General features: G+C 62.7%; 23 protein-coding genes. 13 read left to right on the top strand and 10 right to left on the bottom strand.

Annotated features, from left to right (window positions below):
* Positions 1–61: 61 nt before the first annotated feature.
* Positions 62–679, bottom strand: coding sequence for a TetR/AcrR family transcriptional regulator (locus tag CH251_RS25165; RefSeq protein ID WP_179273534.1), 618 nt, complete (start codon positions 677–679; stop codon positions 62–64).
* An 85-nt stretch (positions 680–764) separates the two neighbouring features.
* Here CH251_RS25165 and CH251_RS25160 point away from each other — a divergent pair, with 85 nt between their 5' ends.
* Positions 765–2117, top strand: a complete 1353-nt coding sequence (locus tag CH251_RS25160; protein WP_094615538.1) for a cytochrome P450 — start codon at positions 765–767, stop codon at positions 2115–2117.
* Here CH251_RS25160 and CH251_RS25155 read toward each other — a convergent pair.
* The 3 genes from CH251_RS25155 to CH251_RS25145 all read right to left on the bottom strand — a co-directional run bounded on the left by CH251_RS25155 (position 2114) and on the right by CH251_RS25145 (position 4776).
* A complete protein-coding gene (locus CH251_RS25155; RefSeq protein ID WP_094615537.1) occupies positions 2114–2983 on the bottom strand; it encodes an alpha/beta fold hydrolase in 870 nt (289 codons plus the stop codon). The genes CH251_RS25160 and CH251_RS25155 overlap by 4 nt on opposite strands.
* 46 nt (positions 2984–3029) lie before the next feature.
* Complete coding sequence (locus CH251_RS25150; RefSeq protein WP_094615536.1) at positions 3030–3326, bottom strand: antibiotic biosynthesis monooxygenase; 297 nt, start codon at positions 3324–3326, stop codon at positions 3030–3032.
* A 73-nt stretch (positions 3327–3399) separates the two neighbouring features.
* A complete protein-coding gene (locus CH251_RS25145) occupies positions 3400–4776 on the bottom strand; it encodes an NAD-dependent succinate-semialdehyde dehydrogenase (protein WP_094615535.1) in 1377 nt (458 codons plus the stop codon).
* A gap of 239 nt (positions 4777–5015) precedes the next feature.
* Between CH251_RS25145 and CH251_RS25140 the strand changes: the two genes are divergently transcribed.
* Positions 5016–7253: an NADP-dependent isocitrate dehydrogenase gene (locus CH251_RS25140; RefSeq protein ID WP_094615534.1), complete on the top strand. Its 2238-nt coding sequence runs from the start codon at positions 5016–5018 to the stop codon at positions 7251–7253.
* Between the two features lie 227 nt (positions 7254–7480).
* Here CH251_RS25140 and CH251_RS25135 read toward each other — a convergent pair whose 3' ends face one another.
* Complete coding sequence (locus CH251_RS25135) at positions 7481–7729, bottom strand: hypothetical protein (RefSeq protein WP_179273533.1); 249 nt, start codon at positions 7727–7729, stop codon at positions 7481–7483.
* Positions 7730–7886: 157 nt separating this feature from the next.
* Here CH251_RS25135 and CH251_RS27665 point away from each other — a divergent pair, with 157 nt between their 5' ends.
* The 5 genes from CH251_RS27665 (at position 7887) to CH251_RS28325 (ending at position 10366) form a co-directional block, all read left to right on the top strand.
* Complete coding sequence (locus tag CH251_RS27665) at positions 7887–8207, top strand: WXG100 family type VII secretion target (protein ID WP_179273532.1); 321 nt, start codon at positions 7887–7889, stop codon at positions 8205–8207.
* 21 nt (positions 8208–8228) lie between these two features.
* Entirely contained in the window at positions 8229–8519 is a 291-nt protein-coding gene (locus CH251_RS25125; RefSeq protein ID WP_179273531.1) for a WXG100 family type VII secretion target, read from the top strand.
* Positions 8516–9856 (top strand): colicin D domain-containing protein, encoded by a 1341-nt coding sequence (locus tag CH251_RS25120; protein WP_094615530.1) that lies wholly within the window; start codon positions 8516–8518, stop codon positions 9854–9856. Before CH251_RS25125 ends, CH251_RS25120 begins: the two co-directional genes overlap by 4 nt.
* Positions 9856–10155, top strand: a complete 300-nt coding sequence (locus tag CH251_RS25115; protein WP_094615529.1) for a colicin immunity domain-containing protein — start codon at positions 9856–9858, stop codon at positions 10153–10155. The genes CH251_RS25120 and CH251_RS25115 overlap by 1 nt, the downstream gene beginning before the upstream one ends.
* Before the next feature lie 97 nt (positions 10156–10252).
* Positions 10253–10366, top strand: coding sequence for a colicin immunity domain-containing protein (locus CH251_RS28325; protein WP_143537884.1), 114 nt, complete (start codon positions 10253–10255; stop codon positions 10364–10366).
* A gap of 301 nt (positions 10367–10667) precedes the next feature.
* On the opposite strand, the gene CH251_RS25110 is transcribed toward CH251_RS28325, so the two are convergent.
* Both CH251_RS25110 and CH251_RS25105 read right to left on the bottom strand, forming a co-directional pair.
* The gene (locus tag CH251_RS25110) at positions 10668–11495 is read right to left on the bottom strand and encodes an adenylate/guanylate cyclase domain-containing protein (protein ID WP_179273530.1); all 828 of its coding nucleotides are present in this window, start codon (positions 11493–11495) and stop codon (positions 10668–10670) included.
* Positions 11492–12472, bottom strand: a complete 981-nt coding sequence (locus CH251_RS25105; RefSeq protein WP_094615528.1) for a GlxA family transcriptional regulator — start codon at positions 12470–12472, stop codon at positions 11492–11494. Before CH251_RS25105 ends, CH251_RS25110 begins: the two co-directional genes overlap by 4 nt.
* Before the next feature lie 124 nt (positions 12473–12596).
* Between CH251_RS25105 and CH251_RS25100 the strand changes: the two genes are divergently transcribed.
* The 5 genes from CH251_RS25100 to CH251_RS25080 all read left to right on the top strand — a co-directional run bounded on the left by CH251_RS25100 (position 12597) and on the right by CH251_RS25080 (position 16012).
* Positions 12597–13229, top strand: coding sequence for an isochorismatase family protein (locus tag CH251_RS25100; protein ID WP_094615564.1), 633 nt, complete (start codon positions 12597–12599; stop codon positions 13227–13229).
* A 17-nt stretch (positions 13230–13246) separates the two neighbouring features.
* The gene (locus CH251_RS25095; RefSeq protein ID WP_256979296.1) at positions 13247–13669 is read left to right on the top strand and encodes an EVE domain-containing protein; all 423 of its coding nucleotides are present in this window, start codon (positions 13247–13249) and stop codon (positions 13667–13669) included.
* A gap of 79 nt (positions 13670–13748) precedes the next feature.
* Entirely contained in the window at positions 13749–14339 is a 591-nt protein-coding gene (locus CH251_RS25090; RefSeq protein WP_094615527.1) for a TetR/AcrR family transcriptional regulator, read from the top strand.
* An 86-nt stretch (positions 14340–14425) separates the two neighbouring features.
* Positions 14426–15106, top strand: a complete 681-nt coding sequence (locus CH251_RS25085) for a type 1 glutamine amidotransferase domain-containing protein (RefSeq protein ID WP_094615526.1) — start codon at positions 14426–14428, stop codon at positions 15104–15106.
* A gap of 249 nt (positions 15107–15355) precedes the next feature.
* The gene (locus CH251_RS25080) at positions 15356–16012 is read left to right on the top strand and encodes a nitroreductase family protein (RefSeq protein WP_094615525.1); all 657 of its coding nucleotides are present in this window, start codon (positions 15356–15358) and stop codon (positions 16010–16012) included.
* Between the two features lie 9 nt (positions 16013–16021).
* Here the strand turns inward: CH251_RS25080 and CH251_RS25075 are convergent, their stop codons facing one another.
* Both CH251_RS25075 and CH251_RS25070 read right to left on the bottom strand, forming a co-directional pair.
* On the bottom strand, positions 16022–16666 hold the full coding sequence (locus tag CH251_RS25075; protein ID WP_094615524.1) for a response regulator transcription factor: 645 nt from the start codon (positions 16664–16666) through the stop codon (positions 16022–16024).
* Positions 16657–17859 (bottom strand): sensor histidine kinase, encoded by a 1203-nt coding sequence (locus CH251_RS25070; RefSeq protein WP_256979295.1) that lies wholly within the window; start codon positions 17857–17859, stop codon positions 16657–16659. Before CH251_RS25070 ends, CH251_RS25075 begins: the two co-directional genes overlap by 10 nt.
* Positions 17860–18052: 193 nt before the next feature.
* Here CH251_RS25070 and CH251_RS25065 point away from each other — a divergent pair, with 193 nt between their 5' ends.
* The gene (locus CH251_RS25065; protein WP_094615522.1) at positions 18053–18709 is read left to right on the top strand and encodes a DedA family protein; all 657 of its coding nucleotides are present in this window, start codon (positions 18053–18055) and stop codon (positions 18707–18709) included.
* Positions 18710–18725: 16 nt separating this feature from the next.
* Here the strand turns inward: CH251_RS25065 and CH251_RS25060 are convergent.
* Positions 18726–19483, bottom strand: a 758-nt coding sequence (locus tag CH251_RS25060; protein WP_094615521.1) for a ParB/Srx family N-terminal domain-containing protein, incomplete at its 5' end; no start/stop codon positions are given.

Genomic DNA, 19483 nt, shown 5'->3' with positions numbered 1-19483 from the left:
GGCGCAGTGGTGCGAATAAGTGCCCTCCGCGGCACCTGATCACGCCACTGCCGAAGGCACCTCAGCGGTGTGCCGTCGCGATGAACTGTCGGGTTGCGGCGTCGACGATGTCGGCAGGTGTGATGTCGATTTCGTCGTTCAACCACGCGATGACCAGTTCGGCGAGTCCACCGATGAAGAGCAGGCCGTTGATCTCGGATTGTGGCTGCGGCCAGGCCTGTTCGCCGAACAGCTCGCGTGATTGCTCGGCTACCAGATGGGCGAACGCGCGCATGGACTGTCGTCGATAGTCGCGAAGGGAGTCGACGGCCAATGACTCGATCATCGCGACGCGTCCCTTGCGTCGGTCTTCGGTGAGCACGCCGACGAACGCAGTGATGGCGTTGCGCACCTGTTCCTCGACGGTGGGGGCAGGGGAGTGCAGCGCGTCCAGAGCTGCGGCCCGGATCTCGTCGGACACCGACTCGACCACCTTCTCGAGCAAATCCTCTTTGCCGGAGAAACTTTGGTAGAAGTAGCGCTCGGTCAGTTTCGCCTCTGCGCAGATCGCGGTCATGGTCGTGTTCTGGGCACCGGCCGTGGAGAACACTTCGAGCCCGGCTTCGAGCAATCGCGCGCGACGGTCGGCGGTGCGATCGTCGGCGCTCATGCCGTTGTAGCGGCGCGTCGGGGAAGCCATGAGTAGATCTTGACAGAGGAAGCACGTGTGACGCAGACTACATGCCATCTGACAGGACACTCTGTCAGATTGACGGAGGTCGACAATGGCACGTGCTCTGGCTGCTCCACCTGCTGATTCAACGCTCCAACCGGTATACGGCGACGGCGGCATTCCCGTTGTGGGGCACACGCTCGAATACATCCGAGATCCGCTGAAACTGCTAGGGAGTCGGTGGGAGAAGTACGGCGAGGTGTCGTGGCTGACGATGGCCGGGCAGAAGTGGATCACCGTCCTCGGTCCGGACGCATGCCAAGAGGTATTGCAGAACGCCGACAAGGCGTTTGCGAATGGTGACGGCTGGTCGCTGCTGATCGGCCCGTTCTTTCACGGTGGTTTGATGCTGCTCGACTCCGACGAGCATCTGAAGCACCGACGAATCATGCAGCAGGCGTTCACGAGGGACCGGCTCACCAAATCCGTCGAGGCGTTGAATCCTGTCACCGCAACCGGTTTGGACGCATGGCAGGGCGGGCGCGACGTCCAGGTCTACCCGGCGCTCAAGGCGTTGACCCTGGAGGTGGCAACCAGCATCTTCATGGGCGGTGCCGAGGGCAGCACCGAAGCCGAGATAGCCGAGCTCAACTCGAGTTTCGTGGCGTGCGTTCAGGCGGCGACGTCGATCGTGCGCTATCGCGTTCCGGGAACGCGGTGGAAGCGTGGCCTCGATGGCCGAGCCATGCTCGAGCAGTTCTTCCGGCGCTACCTACCGTCGCGGCGCGCCACCGAAACCGACGACCTGTTCTCGGTTCTGTGCCACATCGAGGGGAACGACGGCGAGCGATTCTCCGACGAGGAAGTGATCGACCACATGATCTTCCTGCTGATGGCCGCGCACGACACGTCGACGATCACGCTGTCGACGATGATGCAGTACCTCGGGCAACATCCGGAGTGGCAGGACAAGTGCCGCGCGGAGTCCGAGGCCCTCGGCACCGATGCGCCGACGCTCGCGCAACTCGACGAACTGCACAGTGTCGATCTGGTGATGAAGGAATGCCTGCGGCTGGTCTCGCCCACTCCGGTGGTGGCGCGACGCGCTGTCAAGGACACCGAGGTGCAGGGAAGGTTCGTACCCGCGGGGACGTACGCGTCGGTCGCGCCGCACTTCACGCACCACATGGAGCAGTACTGGCCGGACCCCGAGAAGTTCGACCCAGGCAGGTTCGCCGACGATCGCCGGGAGGACAAGGTGCACCGCTACGCGTGGGAGCCGTTCGGCGGAGGCGTGCACAAGTGCATCGGCATGTTCTTCGCGGGCGCGGAGATCAAGACGATCATGCACCACCTGCTGCTGCGGTTCGACTGGTCGGTCGACCCCGATTACGTTGCGCCGCTGAACTTCACGTCGCTACCCTTCCCCGAGGACGGGCAGCCCGTGCAGCTACGAAAGCGCTAGATCTTTCCGGCGCGGTCGGTGAGCCAGTCGATGATGTTCGCGGTGATCTCGTCCCGGTTGGTCTCGTTGACGATTTCGTGGCGCGCGCCGGGGTAGAGAGTGACGGTCACGTCGCTCATCCCGGCCTCGCGGTACCGGGCGGCGAGGGTCTCGATCAACTGTCCGCCTCCGGCGAGCGGGTCGTCGGTTCCCGAGGTGATGAGCAGCGGGAGGTCGGAGCGGATCTGCTCGAGGTTGTGCGGGTCGGCCAGCTTGTCGGCCTCACCGAACAATGCGGGGACCGTCGACTCCGGGAGGTCGAATCCGCACAACGGATCTGCGACGTAGGCGTCCACTTCTGCTTCGTCACGGGTGAGCCACTCGTATCCGGTGCGATGCTCGAAGGCGGCGTTGAACACGCTCAGGTCGCCTGCTGGCGCGTCGGCCATGCCGGCTGCGAGGATGTCGAGCGTCGTCGATCCCGACAGCACCACACCCTCGTACAGGTCGGATCGTTCGATCAGAACATGCTGCGCGGCAAACGATCCCATCGAATGCGCGAACAGGAACAGTGGCAGGTCCGGGTACTCGTTCAGCAACGACTCGCCCAACTGCTCGATGTCGGACCACAACCCGGCGAACGCGGCGGCACCGAAATCGCCAGGGGTGTCGACTATCGACTGGCCGTGACCACGATGATCGGACGCGACGACGTGGAATCCGGCCTCGTTCAGGGCGGCGGCGAATCGGGCGTAGCGGCTGCCGTGTTCGGCGAGGCCGTGCGCGATCTGCACGACGCCGCGAGCCGGGTCGGCCGACGTGGCCCAGGTGTAGGTGCTGATCTCGATGTCGTCCTGCTTGGATACGAACGACGAAGCGTTGGCCACGAATATCTCCTCGAAACGGCGATGGGACGGGACTCGAACCTATCTCCTAGGCGTTCGATATCGGGTCGAAATGCGAGACGACGGGGAACGGCTCGTAGAAGTGATGCAGCACCGTCTTCCACTCCTGGTACCGGTCGGACTTCCTGAAGCCCTCCGTGTGGTCTTCGAGGCGTTCCCATTCGACCAGCAGAAGGTAGACATCGGGCTGCTCGATGCCCCGCGACAGCGTCAGATTCACGAAACCCGGCATCGAGGAGATGATCGACTTCGCGTCGGCGAAGACGACCTCGAACTCGTCGGTTCGGTGGGGAATGACATGCAGCAGGGCGTGTTCGACGATCATCGGGACAGTATGACCATGCTTCGAACGACGAAACTCCCCGGGCAGCGCGCCCGGGGAGCATCGTCGGTGCCGCTTACTTCGCGGAGACTCGAACCAGCTTCTTGTTCACGAACTCGTCCATGCCCCACGGTCCCAGCTCGCGGCCGACGCCGGAGCGCTTGACGCCGCCGAACGGCAGGCCGGGAAGGGTGGTGCCGTGCTCGTTGACGAAAGCCATACCGACCTCGAGCTGCTCGGCCACGTCGCGGGCCTTGTCCAGGTCGGCGCTCCATACCGAGCCGCTCAGGCCGTAAGCCGAGGAATTCGCCAATTCGATTGCCTGCTGCGGGCTTTCGACCTTGTAGATAACCGCGGCCGGTCCGAACAGCTCTTCGCTGTACGCACGCATGTCCGGGGTGACGTCGGTCAGCAGCGTGGGCTGCACGAATGCACCCGGTCCGTCGATCTTCTTGCCGCCGGTGAGCAGTGTTGCGCCCTTGGCGACGGCGTCGTCGATCTGCTCGATCAACGTGTCGGCAGCGGTCTGCGACGACAGCGGCCCGAGGGTGGTGTTCGCGTCCAGCGGGTCGCCGGTCTGCACGGCCTCGAACGAGGCGGTGAGCTTGGTGACGAAGTCGTCGTAGAACTCCTCGGCAACGAGAATCCGCTTGGCGGCGTTGCAGGCCTGACCTGCGTTGGACAGCCGCGCCCGGGTCGCGGACTCGACCGTTGCGTCCATGTCGTCGGAGTCGAGCATGATGAACACGTCGGATCCGCCGAGCTCGAGAACGACCTTCTTGAGGTTGCGTCCTGCTGTTTCGGCGACGGAGGTTCCGGCACGCTCGCTACCGGTGAGCGAGACGCCCTGCACGCGTGGGTCGGCGATCATGTCGGCGATCTGCTCGTTGGTCGCGAAGATGTTGATGTACGCGTCCTGTGGGAGTCCGGCCTGCTGGAAGATCTCCTCCATCAGCAGCGCCGACTGCGGGCAGTTGGGTGCGTGCTTGAGCAGAATCGTGTTGCCCACCATCAGGTTCGGGCCTGCGAACCGAGCCACCTGGTAGTAGGGGAAGTTCCACGGCATGACGCCGACGAGCGCGCCGACCGGCTTGCGCTGCAGCACAGTGTCTTCCGCACCGGGTACGTCGAGCTTCTCGTCCTCGAGCAGGGCGGGGCCGTTGTCGGCGTAGTAGCGGTAGATGTTCGACGACAGCTCCACCTCACCCTGGGATTCGGTGAGTGGCTTGCCCATTTCGAGTGAGATGGTCCTGGCCAGTTCGTCGGAGCGCTCGGTGTAGAGGTCGGCGACCTTGTGCAGAATTTCGGCGCGATGCTTCGGTGAGGTCTTGCGCCACGTCCGGAATCCGGCGTGTGCGTCGGCGAGCGCGCGCTCGACCCCGGCCGAGTCGAGGGTTTCGAATTCCTTGACGGTTGTGCCGTCGGCTGGATTGACAGTCTTGTAGGTCGTCATGATTCGTTCAACGGTCGGGGAGGGGTCTGTTGTTCCAATTCGGGCAAATCGGATGCTTCGGCGGTGGTCAGGGGCGGATCGAGGAACGCTGTGAAAACCTTTGAGCGCCCTACTGGTCGGTAACTTGGAACCGCAGGTGGAGTGATACCCCACTGGGACGCACAGCGGCGGGTTCAAAGATTAAAGTCGTCAGTGGACGCATCCAAAAGACGACGTTGAAACTGAGGCAAAGGCGAAACATGACAGCGAAGAAGCCGACCATCATCTATACCCTGACCGACGAGGCGCCCATGCTGGCGACTCACGCGTTTCTGCCGGTCATACGTTCTTTCGCCAGCGCGGCCGAGATCAACGTCGAGTCGAGTGACATCTCCGTTGCCAACCGCATCCTCGCCGAGTTCCCCGATTACCTCAACGAAGATCAGCGAGTGACCGACAACCTCGCCGAGCTGGGCAAGCTGACGCAGCTGCCCGAGACCAACATCATCAAGCTGCCGAACATCAGCGCCTCGGTGCCGCAGTTGCTCGCAGCCGTCAAGGAGCTGCAGGACAAGGGCTACGCGATCCCCGACTTCCCCGGCAACCCGAAGACCGACGAAGAGCGCGAGATCCGCGACCGGTACACCAAGTGCCTCGGCAGCGCCGTCAATCCCGTTCTGCGCGAAGGCAACTCCGACCGCCGTGCCCCGAAGGCCGTGAAGGAATTCGCCCGCAAGCACCCGCACTCCATGACCGAGTGGTCGATGGCGTCACGCACCCACGTTGCGCACATGCGCGAGGGCGACTTCTACCACGGTGAGAAGTCGACCGTCGTCGACGGCGACCGCGAGATCAAGATGGAACTGCTGCCCACCGACGGCGATCCGATCGTGCTCAAGGAGACGGTCTCGCTCACCGACGGTGACGTCATCGACTCGATGTTCATGAGCAAGAAGGCGCTGCTCGACTTCTACGAGCACGAGATGCAGGACGCCTACGACACCGGCGTCATGTTCTCCCTGCACGTCAAGGCGACGATGATGCGGGTATCGCACCCCATCGTGTTCGGCCACGCCGTGCGCGTGTTCTACAAGGACGCGTTCGCCAAGCACAACGAGCTCTTCGAGGAGCTGGGCGTCAACGTCAACAACGGCCTGTCGGATCTCTACGCCAAGATCGAGACGCTGCCGGCGTCCAAGCGCGACGAGATCATCGAAGACCTGCACAAGTGTCACGAGACCCGTCCGGAGCTCGCGATGGTCGACTCCGCTCGCGGCATCTCCAACTTCCACTCGCCCAGCGACGTCATCGTCGATGCGTCCATGCCCGCGATGATTCGCGCCGGCGGCAAGATGTGGGGAGCGGACGGCCGTCCCAAGGACACCAAGGCCGTCAACCCCGAGTCGACGTTCTCCCGGATCTACCAGGAGATGGTGAACTTCTGCAAGACCAACGGCCAGTTCGATCCGACGACGATGGGCACCGTTCCCAACGTCGGCCTGATGGCGCAGAAGGCCGAGGAGTACGGCTCGCACGACAAGACGTTCGAGGTGCCGAAGGCCGGCATCGCGAACATCACCGACAAGGCCACCGGCGAGGTACTGCTGACGCAGACCGTCGAAGAGGGCGACATCTGGCGTCTGTGCATCGTCAAGGATGCCCCGATCCAGGACTGGGTCAAACTCGCGGTGACGCGTGCGCGTGAGTCCGGAATGCCGGTCGTCTTCTGGCTCGACCCGTACCGCCCGCACGAGAACGAGCTGATCGGCAAGGTGCGCAAGTACCTGAAGGATCACGACACCGAGGGCCTCGACATTCAGATCATGTCGCAGGTTCGCGCAATCCGGTACACGATGGAGCGTCTGGTCCGCGGACTCGACACCATCTCGGCCACCGGCAACATCCTGCGCGACTACCTCACCGACCTGTTCCCGATCCTCGAACTCGGCACCAGCGCCAAGATGCTCTCCATCGTTCCCCTGATGGCAGGCGGCGGACTGTACGAGACCGGTGCGGGTGGCTCGGCTCCCAAGCACGTCAAGCAGCTCATCGAGGAGAACCACCTGCGCTGGGATTCGCTCGGCGAATTCCTGGCACTGGCCGTGAGCCTCGAAGATCTGGGCACCAAGACCGGCGACGTCAAGGCGACCATCCTCGCCAAGGCGCTCGACTCCGCCACCGGCAAGCTGCTCGAGAACAGCAAGGGCCCCTCGCGCTCGACCGGTGAACTCGACAACCGTGGCAGCCAGTTCTATCTCGCTCTCTACTGGGCGCAGGAACTCGCCGAGCAGACCGAGGACACCGAGCTGGCCAAGCACTTCGCCGCGCTGGCGAAGACGCTATCGGAGAACGAAGAGAAAATTGTCTCCGAGCTCAACGAGGTTCAGGGCAACGCAGTCGACATCGGCGGCTACTACTACCCGGACCCCGAAGCCACCGCGGCAGTGATGCGTCCGTCCAAGACCTTCAACGAGGCACTGGAGTCGGCCAAGCAGTAGTTTCTCTGGCTCACCCCTCATCGAATGAATGGTCCATTCACGCGCTCAGACGCTGTGAATGGACCATTCATTCGTATTGGGGTGCAACAGAATTCGGTCCATCGCCCACCCCGTTCGGATCAATGTGACTTTCACGCGCTCAGACGTACTGAATGGACCATTCATTCGTTCAGTGGGGGGCAATCAGAACGCCGAGCAGTGAGCGCGCTCTGGCGACGTCTCGGCAATTACACGACGGAGATCGCCCGGTCGAAGTCGTAGGGCCCAAAGGCGGCGTCGCCGACAGCTGGCATGCCCCGATCCAGCGAGTCTGCACAGACAACACTCATCCCGATCAATTTACTGTGCAGCCGGATTTGTTGATTTTGCTGGTTTGTCTCGACGTCCCGCTTGGCCGCTGCCTCGAACACCTTCGTCAGCTTTTCGAGGACTTCGATGTGCTGGAGCGCAATGGTGCCAGCGACCCGGTCTCGCACGAGATGGCACGCCGGCACACTTCGAGCCCAAGATTCGTCCGAGGCTAATTCTCGACGGAACCTAGTGCGGTTCGATGGAACCGACTGGGCTTGGCCGACGTCCAAGTCCATGAGCGTCCATTTTCGGCGAGCAGCGGCGGCGCAGACGGGGGAGCACATGTCGGATGACACGAGGTCAGCGCCAGCGCTGGTGGTCGAGTCGCAGCAGATCGCCGAGTACGCCGCGTTCGTTCAGGCGACGGCCGATGCGCTGTCGAGCGGAACGAAGAAGGCGGACCGCCACATAGAGGGTTTGCTCGAGTCGTGGCGTGGGCCCGCGGCCACCGCATATTGGGAGGGATGGAACGACTTTCACAGTGGCGCGGTTGCAGTCGCGGGAGCGTTGGCCAGAATGGGCGATCTGTTGAACGAGGCAGGCGTAACGTATTCCGACACCGACCTGGCCAATGCGCGCACCCACAGTTCTTTGAATCTGTAGGCGCGCAACGTGGGTCGTTTCGTGGTGAATTTTGCCGAGCTGGATAGTGCATTGGTCGAGCTGGAAGCCTTCCTCGGTCTTGTCGAAGACAACCTCGAGGCAATCGAGGCGAGAACCGTCCAACATCAACAGCATTGGGAGGGTGCCGCGGCAGCGCAGTACGGCTTCGCGCAGCGAGAGTGGCGGGCCGGCGCAGTCGAGATGGCCGCAGGGCTGATGGAAATGCGGGCCGCCGCGGCCGCCGCGCGCCGCTCGTACTCCGAGGCATCGAATGCCAACCTGCGATTGCTGGGACGCGGAACGACCGGATGAGCGACCTGGACCTCGATCCGCAGGGCTACTACGACGTGGCCGATGTCTGCGTCCGGGTAGCTGCCGAGTTTTTCGGTGCCGCCAATCAGCATCTCGAACAGCTGTACGGGTGTGGGAGCATGGCAGGCAGCTACGAGGAGGCCGCGGCGTGGGCATCGTCCTACGACGCTCGGGCCAACGAAACGCTGGACACGATCCGATTTCTGGCCGAAGCCATTCACCATTACGGCAACGTCGTCGCCCAGCTCGGATTCAACCACGCCATGGCCGACTACAACGCGGCTGTCGCGGCGGGCCACCACTCCCAGCTCCCGCCGGATCCACCGCCGGTCCCGTCGGCACCGATGTTCGTCTGCAAGGTCCCCGTACCGTCCGCCGGCGGCGACGGTGGACTCTTGGACAGTGGCCTCGGACTAGTGGAAAAGATCGGTGTCATCGTCCCGGACGGCGATACCGACAAGCTTGAAATCGCGATGGCCGCATGGGCCGCAATCGCAGCCGACGCCGCGTGTGCGGCAGTACCCGACGCGCTTGAACGAGCGGCGGCCGCGTTCGATAGCGTCACCGCACCCGACGCGGTTTTCGTGGACGAGGACTTGCGCGTATTGAAAGCTGCGGCCGATGACGTGCTCAACGCAGCCAACGAGCTCGGGGTGTCTTGTGAAGAGCACCGTGACGGTTTGAATGAGCTGCGCGGCGACCTGGTGGTCAAGTTGGAAGGTTTGCGCGATGATCTGCTGAAAGAGTTGGCGATAACCGCAGCTATCGGTGTCGCTGCCTCTTTCGTCACTTTCGGACTTGGTGCAATCGCCGCGTCTGCGAGGGCGGTGTCGATCGCCGCCCGGTTCGCTTCGCCGCTTCGGCGTGTGATCGATGTGTGGAAATCGGCCCGAAACCTTGGGAGAGGGGTGGAGCGTGAACGTGATCTCCAGCGGAGGCAGAAGGAACTGGATCGGATCAAAAACCTCGGGGAACAGAGCCCGTCGCCCAGTTCGGGTCCTGGGCTCGGCCCGGCGATCAAGCGGATCGATCCGGTAGATGTCACCTTCGACGCGGGCCAGATCGAGAAGAAGTTCAAGCACGCAGCTGACTTCGGCGTATCTGAACCGCGTGGTAGTGATGGCTTCCGGCATTTCACGGAGAGGGTGCGCGAGTTCATGGCGGATCCGAAAACCGAGCACATCTCCGGCACCTACAGGGGTGACGAAGTGCTTCTGAGCGTAAACCCAGACACCAAGCTTATTGTGGTTCAACGCCCAGACGGAAAGTTCGTCAGTGGCTGGGAAATGAGTGAGGACCAGATGGCGTCGGTTCTCAGTGAGGGGAGACTGTACTGATGAGTGCTATCGGGAGGGCGGCCGAGCAGGCCCTGATTTTCATTCCCACTATCGAGGCTTTCGTAGATGGGAGGAACAACGCGGATGTCTTTGAGAAGGCATATTTGAGGCTGGTGAAGCGGACGCCGGGGATACTCGAAAGGGAAGTGTCCGAGATCGTCAACGGTCTGTTCGGCGACGTGGACGCTTACGTTGCCGAGGACAGGTTGCGTGGTGATGACGATCTGGACGCAGGACAATTGCTTACCTGTGCGACCGCGGCGTTGGTTAAACTTCGTCAGTTGAGTCGAGATGGATAGTTTCGATTTCTCGTTGGTCCGCGTCCACAAGTCAGCGATGCGCTCGGGCACGAAGTTCTTGGGGGGGTAGTGACGGAGCAAGAGATCAGTCGAAACAATGCCGAGCCAATACAGGGAGATGATCGAGTCATTTGTGCGAGAAAAGATTTCGGCTCATGATTTCGAGGCGGAATATATTCGCACCTTCACCAACGATAAAAGTCAGGTGTAGGCTAGTGAGTTCATAATTCTAGAAAAGCTATTTTTCGATGTCGATAATTATCTTTCGGATCCGGTGCTTCGCGAGAGCCCGGAGGATCTTTCGGGCGAACAGCTCAGGGAACGTGCGGCGGCCACCTACGTGAAACTGTTCGGTCTCGAGTGAAACAGCTCGTCGCTTGCCAAGTGTCAGGTGCCATTGCACGCGCAGGCTTCCGGACATAAGGCTTGGTGCAGGGGGATCTGTAAACAGCAGCCGGTCGAAGAGCCCGTTTTGCCCACGGCCATGTGTACGCGTCCGAACTCGGAGAGTGTCACTCCAACTGCATTATTTGGTCGTGAGGGACCACGACAACCGGATACAACTGGAAGGTTCCGCTCATTCCTTTGAGTTCGACGTCTCGCGGTGTACCGAGAGTCAGATCATGCGCCGTGCCGATGGCATTGCGCACCGGTTCGCTGATCAGAATTTCGCCGCCGTCGGCCTGTCCCGCGACGCGTGCTGCCATGGCCACGTTGAGGCCGAACAGGTCGTCACCTCGCCGCACGGAACTGCCCACGTGTACGCCCATGCGTACGCGGATGCGGTCCCAGCGGTCGGGGTTCTTCAGCAACGCCTCTTGCACCTTCACTCCGCAGCGCACTGCCTGTCCGGGGTCGGAGAAAGCAATCATGTAGCCGTCGCCTTGGCTCTTCACCACGTGACCTCCGTGATCGTCGACGTGTTTGCGGATCAGCTTGTTGTGCTTCTCGAGCAGCTTCACCCAGCCGCGGTCGCCGAGTTCCTCGTTGCGTGCGGTGGACCCCTCGATGTCGGAGAACATCACCACGATGTCGCCGTCGGCCGTCATTCGTGCCAGATCGGGTCGTTCCACCTTGGCCCAGCCCGCCAGGTCTTCGACGGAATTGCGGACCGTCGCGCCGAAACCCTTGTTGATGAGTAGGTCCGTCGTATGGAAGGCGGTTCTGATCGCGAAGGGCACCAGGCCGCGTCGCTTTCGACGTTGCTGAGATTCGAGGGCGCGGTCGAGTGCGCGACGCGTGTGCTTCAACTTTCGACGCGAGACGATCAAGACCACACCGAGAGCAATGATGGCGGCGAGTTCGACGCCGGCAACTATCCACAGGATCACGTCGCTCATCCTTGCCTGTCGGCGATGCTCGTGGTTGCACAACCAACGGCGAATTGTCGTCGATACGCCGTAGGGGTCACCGCGAATGCCGAGCGGAAATTCTGACGCAGGGTGACTGCGCTGCCGAATCCGCAGAGGGCAGCGATGTTCTCGATACTGCGATCGGTCGTTTCGAGCAGGCTCCGAGATTCCTCCAGGCGTTTGTCCATCACCCAGCGCGCCGGGGTTGACCCCGTCTCGAGCTGAAACTGGCGGATGAAGCTGCGTCGGCTCATGCGCGCACGTTCGGCCAGTCGCTCGATGGGCAGTGGCTCGTCCAGTCGTTCGAGTGCCCAGCTCAGCACGTCGGCGATCGTGGTGTCTCCGGATGCCTCGATCACCGGGCGCTCGATGTACTGCGCTTGCCCGCCGTCGCGATGGGGCGCGACGACGAGGCTGCGCGCCACCCGCGTCGCGGCGGCCGAACCGAGGTGCTTGCGCACGATGTGCAGGCAGGAATCGATCGACGACGCAGTGCCCGCAGAGGTCATCACGTCGCCATGGTCGATGTAGAGCACGGACTCGTCGACGCCGGCGTGTGCATTTCGCTCCCGCAGCTCGGGCATTTTCGTCCAGTGTGTGACGGCGGGGCGTCCGGCGAGCAGGCCGGTATCGGCGACGGCGAACGAACCGAGACACAGTCCCGCGATCTCCGCGCCTCGCATATGCGCTCCGCGAAGCGCCGAGGAGAGGTCATTGCCGATGTGAGGCAACGACTCCGGCCAGGACGTCACGATGACGATGTCGGCCCAGTCGACGGTATCGGGCCCAGCGATCTCGCCGACCGGAAACCCCTCCTCGGTGCGGATCGACCCGGCTTCGTCGGACCACACTCGCGTCTCCCAGTCCGGGGCGAGCCCGAGTCGGGTCACCTCGCCGAACACCATCAACGGTGCCGCGAGGTGGAACATCGTGATGCCATCGAACGCGTAGAGCGCGATGCGCATGGCTGACTCCGATCTCGTACGTTGGCGCAAATCCATCGAAAGTATGCATCCGTGCCACTCGTGCGGGCAAGGCCGCCACCGCAGGATGAGAAGCGACCGAGATCGCCAGCCGAAGGAGAACACCATGACCGCACCGCGCAGAGCATTGATCGTCATCGACGTCCAGCAGGAGTACTTCGAGGGTGTCTTGCAGATTCAGTACCCGCCCCGTGACGAGTCGTTGGCCAACATCGTTCGCGCGATCGAAGCGGCTGCGGCGCAGGATCTTCCCGTCGCGATTGTGCAGCACGAGATGCCCGAAGGCGCGCCCGCATTCGTCAAGGGCACCCCGACGTACGAGCTGCACCCCGACATTCAGGCGCTCGTGCAGCCGTCCTTCGAGCGGGTCGAGAAGAAGTACAGCAGCGTGTTCGCCGGAACCGGCATCGCGAAGTGGCTGCAGAGCAACAACATCGACACCGTCACCATCGTCGGATACATGACCAACAACTGCGACCTCGCCTCCAGCGCCGACGCCGAGGTCCTGGACCTGACCGTCGAGATCCTGTCCGACGCGACCGGTGCGATCAACCTCTCGAACGAGGCGGGCACGGTTTCGGCCGAGCAACTGCACAAGGCTCTGATGGTGCTCTTGCAGTCGAACTTCGCGGCCGTCGCCTCCACCGACCAGTGGGTCGACGCTGTCAAGAACGGAAGCGGGCTGACTGCAAGCAATCTGGTGGTCTCCGCGGCCCAGGGCAACGACGCGGTGTCCTGAGTTTCTACACTCACCAGGTGACTGCGCGGGCGATTACCGATCGGACTCTCGGTGCGTGGGTGATCAAGTGCAATCCGCACAAGACCGACCTCGCGCCGATGATTGCGGCCAGACGTGCGCACGAGCACTGGTGCGTCGCAGACAACTACCGAACGCGTCTTATGGCACCCGGGCAATCCGTGTTGTTCTGGGTCGGTAGCCATCCTCGACGCGGGATCTGGGGTGCGGGTCGGTTGACAGGCACCCCGGTCCCCGGCCCGCAGTGGAAGGTCTCGACGAACATCACGCTGTTCGATGAGCCCATCCTCGCGTCGACCATCCAATCCATCGCGGCACTGTCGATGCTCGAGGTGTTCCGATCCCCGCAGCAATCGAACCCGTCGTGGGTCGACGCATCCGCCTGGGACGTGCTCGGTCCGATGCTCCCGATCCGGGCGTGACGCGCCGGCCGGACGAGCCGTGCAGCCGAGAAGTATCGATAGGTAGACGACTGGTCTACTAGCGTGTACCGTTGCCGTCATGCCAGAGATCGAAACGACCGACACGCGAGAGGCGATCATTGCCTGCTCGCAGCGCCTGATGGCCCGAAAGGGTTACACAGCAGTCGGTTTGAGCGAGATTCTGGCTGCGGTACATGTCCCGAAGGGGTCGTTCTACTATCACTTCGCATCGAAGGATGCGCTCGGGGAGGCGATGTTGCAGTCGTACTTCACGGACTATCTCACGGATTTCGATGCAATATTGAGCCGTAGCGACCGGACGTGGGCGCAGCGGATAGAGGAGTATTTCGAGTCCTGGATCGAATCGCAAAGCAGTTTCGACTGCCAGGGCAAGTGCCTCGCCGTCAAGTTGGGTGCCGAAGTCGCAGACCTGTCGGAATCGATGCGTGTTGCACTCGGGGATGGCATCACTGCGATCACCGAACGAATCGAGAAGGCTGTCCGAGGTGGTGCGGACGATGGATCGATGACTGTCGGCGGCGATCCGCAACAGGTTGCGGCCTCGCTGTACGACCTCTGGCTCGGAGCAAGCGTCGTAGCAAAGCTGAGTCGGACGACAGTGCCGATGGACAACGCTCTGAGGCTCACCCAACGCCTGCTGGGCATCTAGCAACACTTCACACAATCGCACACGTCGACACATTCGTGCCGAACACTAGTCGACCGGTCTACTGGTCGAGAGATGAAAGGTAACCGATGAAAATTCTCATCGTTCTGACTTCACACGATGTGCTGGGAAACACCGGACGAAAGACGGGCTTCTGGCTCGAAGAACTGGCCGCACCGTACTACCGGTTCAAGGATTCGGGTGCCGAGATCGTGTTGTCGTCACCCCTCGGCGGGCAGCCTCCGCTCGACCCCAAGAGCAACGAACCCGATTTTCAGACAGCGGACACGCACCGGTTCGAGGCGGACGAGGACGCGAGAGCGCAACTCGCGGAGACCGTCGTCCTGAGTACGGTCGACATCGCGGAGTTCGACGCAGTCTTCTATCCCGGTGGACATGGGCCGCTGTGGGATCTCGCCGAGGACCGCACCTCGATCACGCTGATCGAAACTGCACTGCAGCAACATATTCCAGTTGCACTGGTATGTCATGCGCCGGGTGTTCTGCGGCACGTGAAGAACTCGGAGGGCAGTCCGTTGGTCGAGGGTCGCAAGGTCACCGGCTTCACCAACACCGAGGAGGAGGGCGTTGCTCTGACCGAGGTGGTGCCGTTCCTGGTGGAAGACGAGTTGATCAAGCTCGGTGGCGACTACAGCAAGGGCCCCGACTGGGCCTCCTACGTCGTCCGTGACGGCCTGCTGATCACCGGCCAGAACCCCAACTCGTCGGCCGCCGCGGCGACCGACCTCATCGAGCTGGTGAACGGGTAGGGGTCCAGGCCCGAGATGAGTGGAAATGCTTACTGCACTGCGCTTGTGAGGGCAGCACACGTGCTGCAGTGCGCATTTCCACTTACCGGTGTTGCGTCGGTATCTCGATGGATCCTCTTGTACTGAGATTCCGCATCGCGCAGTCCGAGCTGGGTCGGAGCAGGCGATCATGACGCCGCCGTGGGGTGCCGCGAACGCAGACTTCGCCGACGATGCCCTCGGTCGATCTCGATGGTGCATGATCGAGGGGTGACTTCCTTCCCGATCATCGACCTGACTCCAGACGAGCTGCTGACCACGACGCGCACCGTCCGCAAGCGCCTGGACCTGACGCGGCCGGTTCCGATGGAGCTGATCAAGGAATGCCTCGAGATCGCTCTTCAGGCTCCGTCCGGCTCGAACAAGCAGGGGTGGCAGTGGATCGTCGTCTCCGATCCCGATCTTCGCGCCCGAATCGGCGCGATCTATGGCGAACTGTTCACCGCGTATCAGGCGTCGAAGCACTCCGCGTCGGCGCTGTTCGCCGACGACCCGGAACGCGCCTCGGTACAGAAGCGCGTCGGAGACAGTGCCGGATGGCTCGGCGAGCACATGGGTGAGGTTCCGGTGCTGCTGATTCCGTGCATCCAGGCCGGCAAGACCCTCCCGGCCGGAAATCAAGCCGGTCTGTGGGGTTCACTCCTGCCCGCTGTGTGGAACTACGCCCTGGCTGCGCGGGCGCGTGGTCTCGGAACGGCCTGGACGACAATCCATCTCGCCAAGGAAAGAGAGATCTCCGAGCTGCTCGGCATCCCCGAGGACTTCCATCAGGGTGCGCTGATTCCCACGGCGTACTACACGGGTGAGACGTTCAAAGTCGCTCCGCGGGATCCGATCGAAACGGTGCTGCACGTCGACCGTTGGTAGGCGGACCGATCACGTACGCAAGTAGGCCACCACAGCCATGACGCGTCGGCTCATGCCGGTGGAGTTCGCCAAACCGAGTTTGTCGAACACGGCGTTGATGTGTTTCTCGACCGAGCTCAGCGAGAGGTACAGATCGGCTGCAATTCGTGCGTTGGTCAGACCTTGCGCCATCAGCTCGAGCACATCGCGTTCGCGAGGCGTGAGTCGTTCGAGGGGATTCGATCGGGTCGTGCGGGACAGCAGTGCTCGCACCACCTCCGGATCGAAGGCCGTCCCGCCGTCGGCCACCCTGTCCAAGGCGTCCAAGAACTCGTCGACCTGGGCGACGCGGTCCTTGAGCAGGTAGCCGACCTTGCCGCCGGATCCGCTGATCAGCTCTGCCGCATAACGGTTTTCGACGTACTGGGACAGCACGAGCACCGCCACCTCCGGCCATCGATCGCGAATGGTCAGTGCTGCCCGCAGGCCGTCGTCGCTGTGACCGGGTGGCATTCGCACGTCGGTGACGACGATGTCCGGACGATCTATTTCCACGGCAACCAGGAGCGCATCGGCGTCGCCCACGGACGCGATCACGTCGTGGCCCTCGTCGACCAGCAGACGGACCAGACCCTCACGCAGCAACGTCGAGTCCTCCGCGACGATCACCCGCACGGAACGCTCGCCGTCACGACAGTCGGGCCGCCGACCGGGCTGTGCACGCTCAGAATGCCGTCCACGGCGGCGACACGGCGGGCCAGCCCGGACAAGCCGGTGCCGGACGGATCGGCACCGCCTGGCCCATCGTCGGTGACGGTCGCTAGCACGCGGTCGAACCTCTGCTGAGTGACGCTGACCTCCAACAGTTTCGGGAACGCATGCTTGGCTGCGTTGGTGACGGCCTCCGAGATGACGAAATAGAGGACCGACTCCACAGCGGGTCGCAACCTGTTCGTCAGTTCGTAGGTGACTCGAACGGGAGCACTGGTTCGCTCGGCCATCGCCTCGACAGCTGCTCGCAGGCCGTCCTTGTCGAGCGCAATCGGGTACACCCGGTTGGCGACCTCGCGTAGCTCGTTGATCGCCTCCTGCGATGTGGCCTGGGCTTGGGCGAGGAGTTCGTTCATCTTGTCGGGCTGCTCGGCGCGACGGGCGCGGCCGATGAGCATTCCCAGAGCGACCAGATGCTGCTGTATGCCGTCGTGCAGGTCGCGCTCGATGCGGCGGCGTTCGTCGTCGATGGCATCGACCACGTGATCGCGGCTGCTCGTCAGTTCGGTTACTCGCTCTTGCAGCAATCGATCCGACTGTCTTCCGAGTACTTGGACGGCGAACCAGCGGTCCAACGATCCCACCCCTGCTACTCCGACGATCGCGACGAAGATCAAGAGGATGCCGGGCAGCGACACCAGTGCTACGAGTCCACCGTCGACACGGTCGGAGTTCTCGATCAGGCCCCAGCCGCCGCTGAGGACCCATGCCGAGACCATCGAGCCGGCCACGGCGAGACACAGCGCCAGCAGCAGGACTACGCCTAAACCGAGTAGCCCGATCGTCCAGCGCATTCCGAGATACCAGCGACAGCGGTGAGGGGTCGCGACATCTGTGTGGAGAGTGCCGTGAAAGCGAGCGATACGACGAATCTCCAACTCGGACAACGCTAGTGCACTCTGATCGACTGTCCTACGAAGTCGCGCTCCCCACCGGCCGAGGAGGCGCACCGACGCGAGGGCGAATACCGCTGCCACGGTGAACAACAGGGCAGAGACCGCCGTGACACCGCCGAGAATAACCCCGGAAAGCGCCTCCAGCCAACGCCGAGCAACCGACCTCACGGCAATCCGATCTGCCAGGTCAGGTGGATTCACGACGTCGTTTCCCTGCACCCGAGCAGCGTAGCGAGGTATGTGGTCGCTGGTATTGCGGTAAACCGCAGGATTTCGGCGGGGGAGTCCGGATGAATGGTCGACGGTTTACCTCGATGTCCCCCATTCGGAAAATTTCTAGCGTTCTCAGTGGCCGTCTCGACCGGAGACGTCACTTACGAACAGGGGAATGAATATGTCCGACTTGCTGATTGCTGCAGCGGCCGAAACCGAGCAACTCGACGGGCTGGCCGGATGGGCGGTCGGCGTCATGGACGCACTCGGCGGGCCCGGTGCCGCCGTCGTCGTCGGCGCCGACAATCTGTTTCCGCCGATCCCGAGCGAACTCGTTCTGCCCCTTGCCGGTTTCTCGGCCAGTCAGGGCGTGTTCTCCTTCGGTGCTGCTCTCTTCTGGACGACGCTCGGCTCGGTACTGGGCGCGATCATCGTCTACGCGGTGGGCGCACTCATCGGGCGCGAGCGCACGCGGGCACTGGTGGCGCGGATTCCGCTGATCAAGGCCACCGACTTCGACCGCTCGGAGGCCTGGTTCGCCAAGCACGGCTCGAAGGCGGTGTTCCTCGGCCGGATGGTCCCACTGTTTCGCAGCTTCATCTCCTTGCCCGCCGGCATCGAGCGAATGGGGTTGCCGAAATTCCTCGTACTCACCACACTCGGCAGCCTGATCTGGAACACCATCTTCGTCACCGCGGGCTATCAGCTCGGCGAGAACTGGCACCTGGTCGACGCCTACGCCGAAATCCTGCAGAAGATCGTCATCGTCTCGGTCGCAACCGCTTTCTTTGTGTTCGTGGCGATGCGGCTGCGATCTCGCCTCCAGACCAGGCTGTGACAACGCCTGATTGGAACTACCTGGGCAGCCCCATCTTGTACTGCAAGGCGTAGGCCAGCTTCCCGGGCTTGTCGTCCGAGTACGGTGCCGAGAGCTTTCCGAATTCACCCTTGGTGGCTGCCTTGCCGTCGTTCCAGGCGTCGAGCGCACCGAGTTCTGCTGCGGTTCGGCCACTGTCGATCACCGCGTCTTTCGGAGCCGCGACCTGTGCACGCGACACTGACTCGACGGTGCTCAGGTAGCTTGTCAGGTTGTTGGCGTCCCAGCCGCTGATGTCGACTGAGCCGGAGTCGCGAACCCATGCACCCCAGTAGAATTCCTGGAACGGAATGGTTCCGGGAGTGAAGCCGATGTCGCGGGCGAAGTACGTCAGGCTGCGGTACTTGTCGTTCTGGAACTTGGCGAGCCCCACTCCCGAGGGCAGCTGTTCCACCGGAACCTCGTTGCCGTCGACGTCGTAGTTCCACACCCACTTCTCGGCCTTCATCCGCGCCCAGAAGTCAGCGGGGCTCAGGTCACTGAGGTTCGCGACCACCCGCAGGCGCAGATGCAGATTCGGTCCACCGTCGGCCGTTTCGTAGAACGAGGTCAGCGTGTGGTGTCCGTCGGTCAGGTAGGGCACGCCACCCGGTCCGATGACGACTGTCTTCATCGGTGCGATGGTGTCGGGCGTTTCCTGACCGACGGGGACGGTGCAGGTGAACGACGACGGATTGTCCAGTCGTGCATTGGGCAACGCCGAGGCCGCCTCTTCCTGGCCGTTGGCCTCGCACC

Source organism: Rhodococcus sp. 06-462-5, assembly GCF_002258315.1.
In the GTDB taxonomy this organism is placed as follows: Bacteria; Actinomycetota; Actinomycetes; order Mycobacteriales; family Mycobacteriaceae; genus Rhodococcoides.
The sequence above is the reverse complement of the archived record's forward strand: the minus strand, read 5'-3'. Positions and strand labels throughout refer to the sequence as shown.

Coding starts and splice junctions, on each gene's coding strand:
- CH251_RS25165 (WP_179273534.1), bottom strand. CDS start 679: ATGGCTTCCCCGACGCGCCGCTACAACGGCATGAGCGCCGACGATCGC.
- CH251_RS25160 (WP_094615538.1), top strand. CDS start 765: ATGGCACGTGCTCTGGCTGCTCCACCTGCTGATTCAACGCTCCAACCG.
- CH251_RS25150 (WP_094615536.1), bottom strand. CDS start 3,326: ATGATCGTCGAACACGCCCTGCTGCATGTCATTCCCCACCGAACCGAC.
- CH251_RS25145 (WP_094615535.1), bottom strand. CDS start 4,776: ATGACGACCTACAAGACTGTCAATCCAGCCGACGGCACAACCGTCAAG.
- CH251_RS25140 (WP_094615534.1), top strand. CDS start 5,016: ATGACAGCGAAGAAGCCGACCATCATCTATACCCTGACCGACGAGGCG.
- CH251_RS27665 (WP_179273532.1), top strand. CDS start 7,887: ATGTCGGATGACACGAGGTCAGCGCCAGCGCTGGTGGTCGAGTCGCAG.
- CH251_RS25120 (WP_094615530.1), top strand. CDS start 8,516: ATGAGCGACCTGGACCTCGATCCGCAGGGCTACTACGACGTGGCCGAT.
- CH251_RS25115 (WP_094615529.1), top strand. CDS start 9,856: ATGAGTGCTATCGGGAGGGCGGCCGAGCAGGCCCTGATTTTCATTCCC.
- CH251_RS28325 (WP_143537884.1), top strand. CDS start 10,253: ATGCCGAGCCAATACAGGGAGATGATCGAGTCATTTGTGCGAGAAAAG.
- CH251_RS25110 (WP_179273530.1), bottom strand. CDS start 11,495: ATGAGCGACGTGATCCTGTGGATAGTTGCCGGCGTCGAACTCGCCGCC.
- CH251_RS25105 (WP_094615528.1), bottom strand. CDS start 12,472: ATGCGCATCGCGCTCTACGCGTTCGATGGCATCACGATGTTCCACCTC.
- CH251_RS25100 (WP_094615564.1), top strand. CDS start 12,597: ATGACCGCACCGCGCAGAGCATTGATCGTCATCGACGTCCAGCAGGAG.
- CH251_RS25090 (WP_094615527.1), top strand. CDS start 13,749: ATGCCAGAGATCGAAACGACCGACACGCGAGAGGCGATCATTGCCTGC.
- CH251_RS25085 (WP_094615526.1), top strand. CDS start 14,426: ATGAAAATTCTCATCGTTCTGACTTCACACGATGTGCTGGGAAACACC.
- CH251_RS25065 (WP_094615522.1), top strand. CDS start 18,053: ATGTCCGACTTGCTGATTGCTGCAGCGGCCGAAACCGAGCAACTCGAC.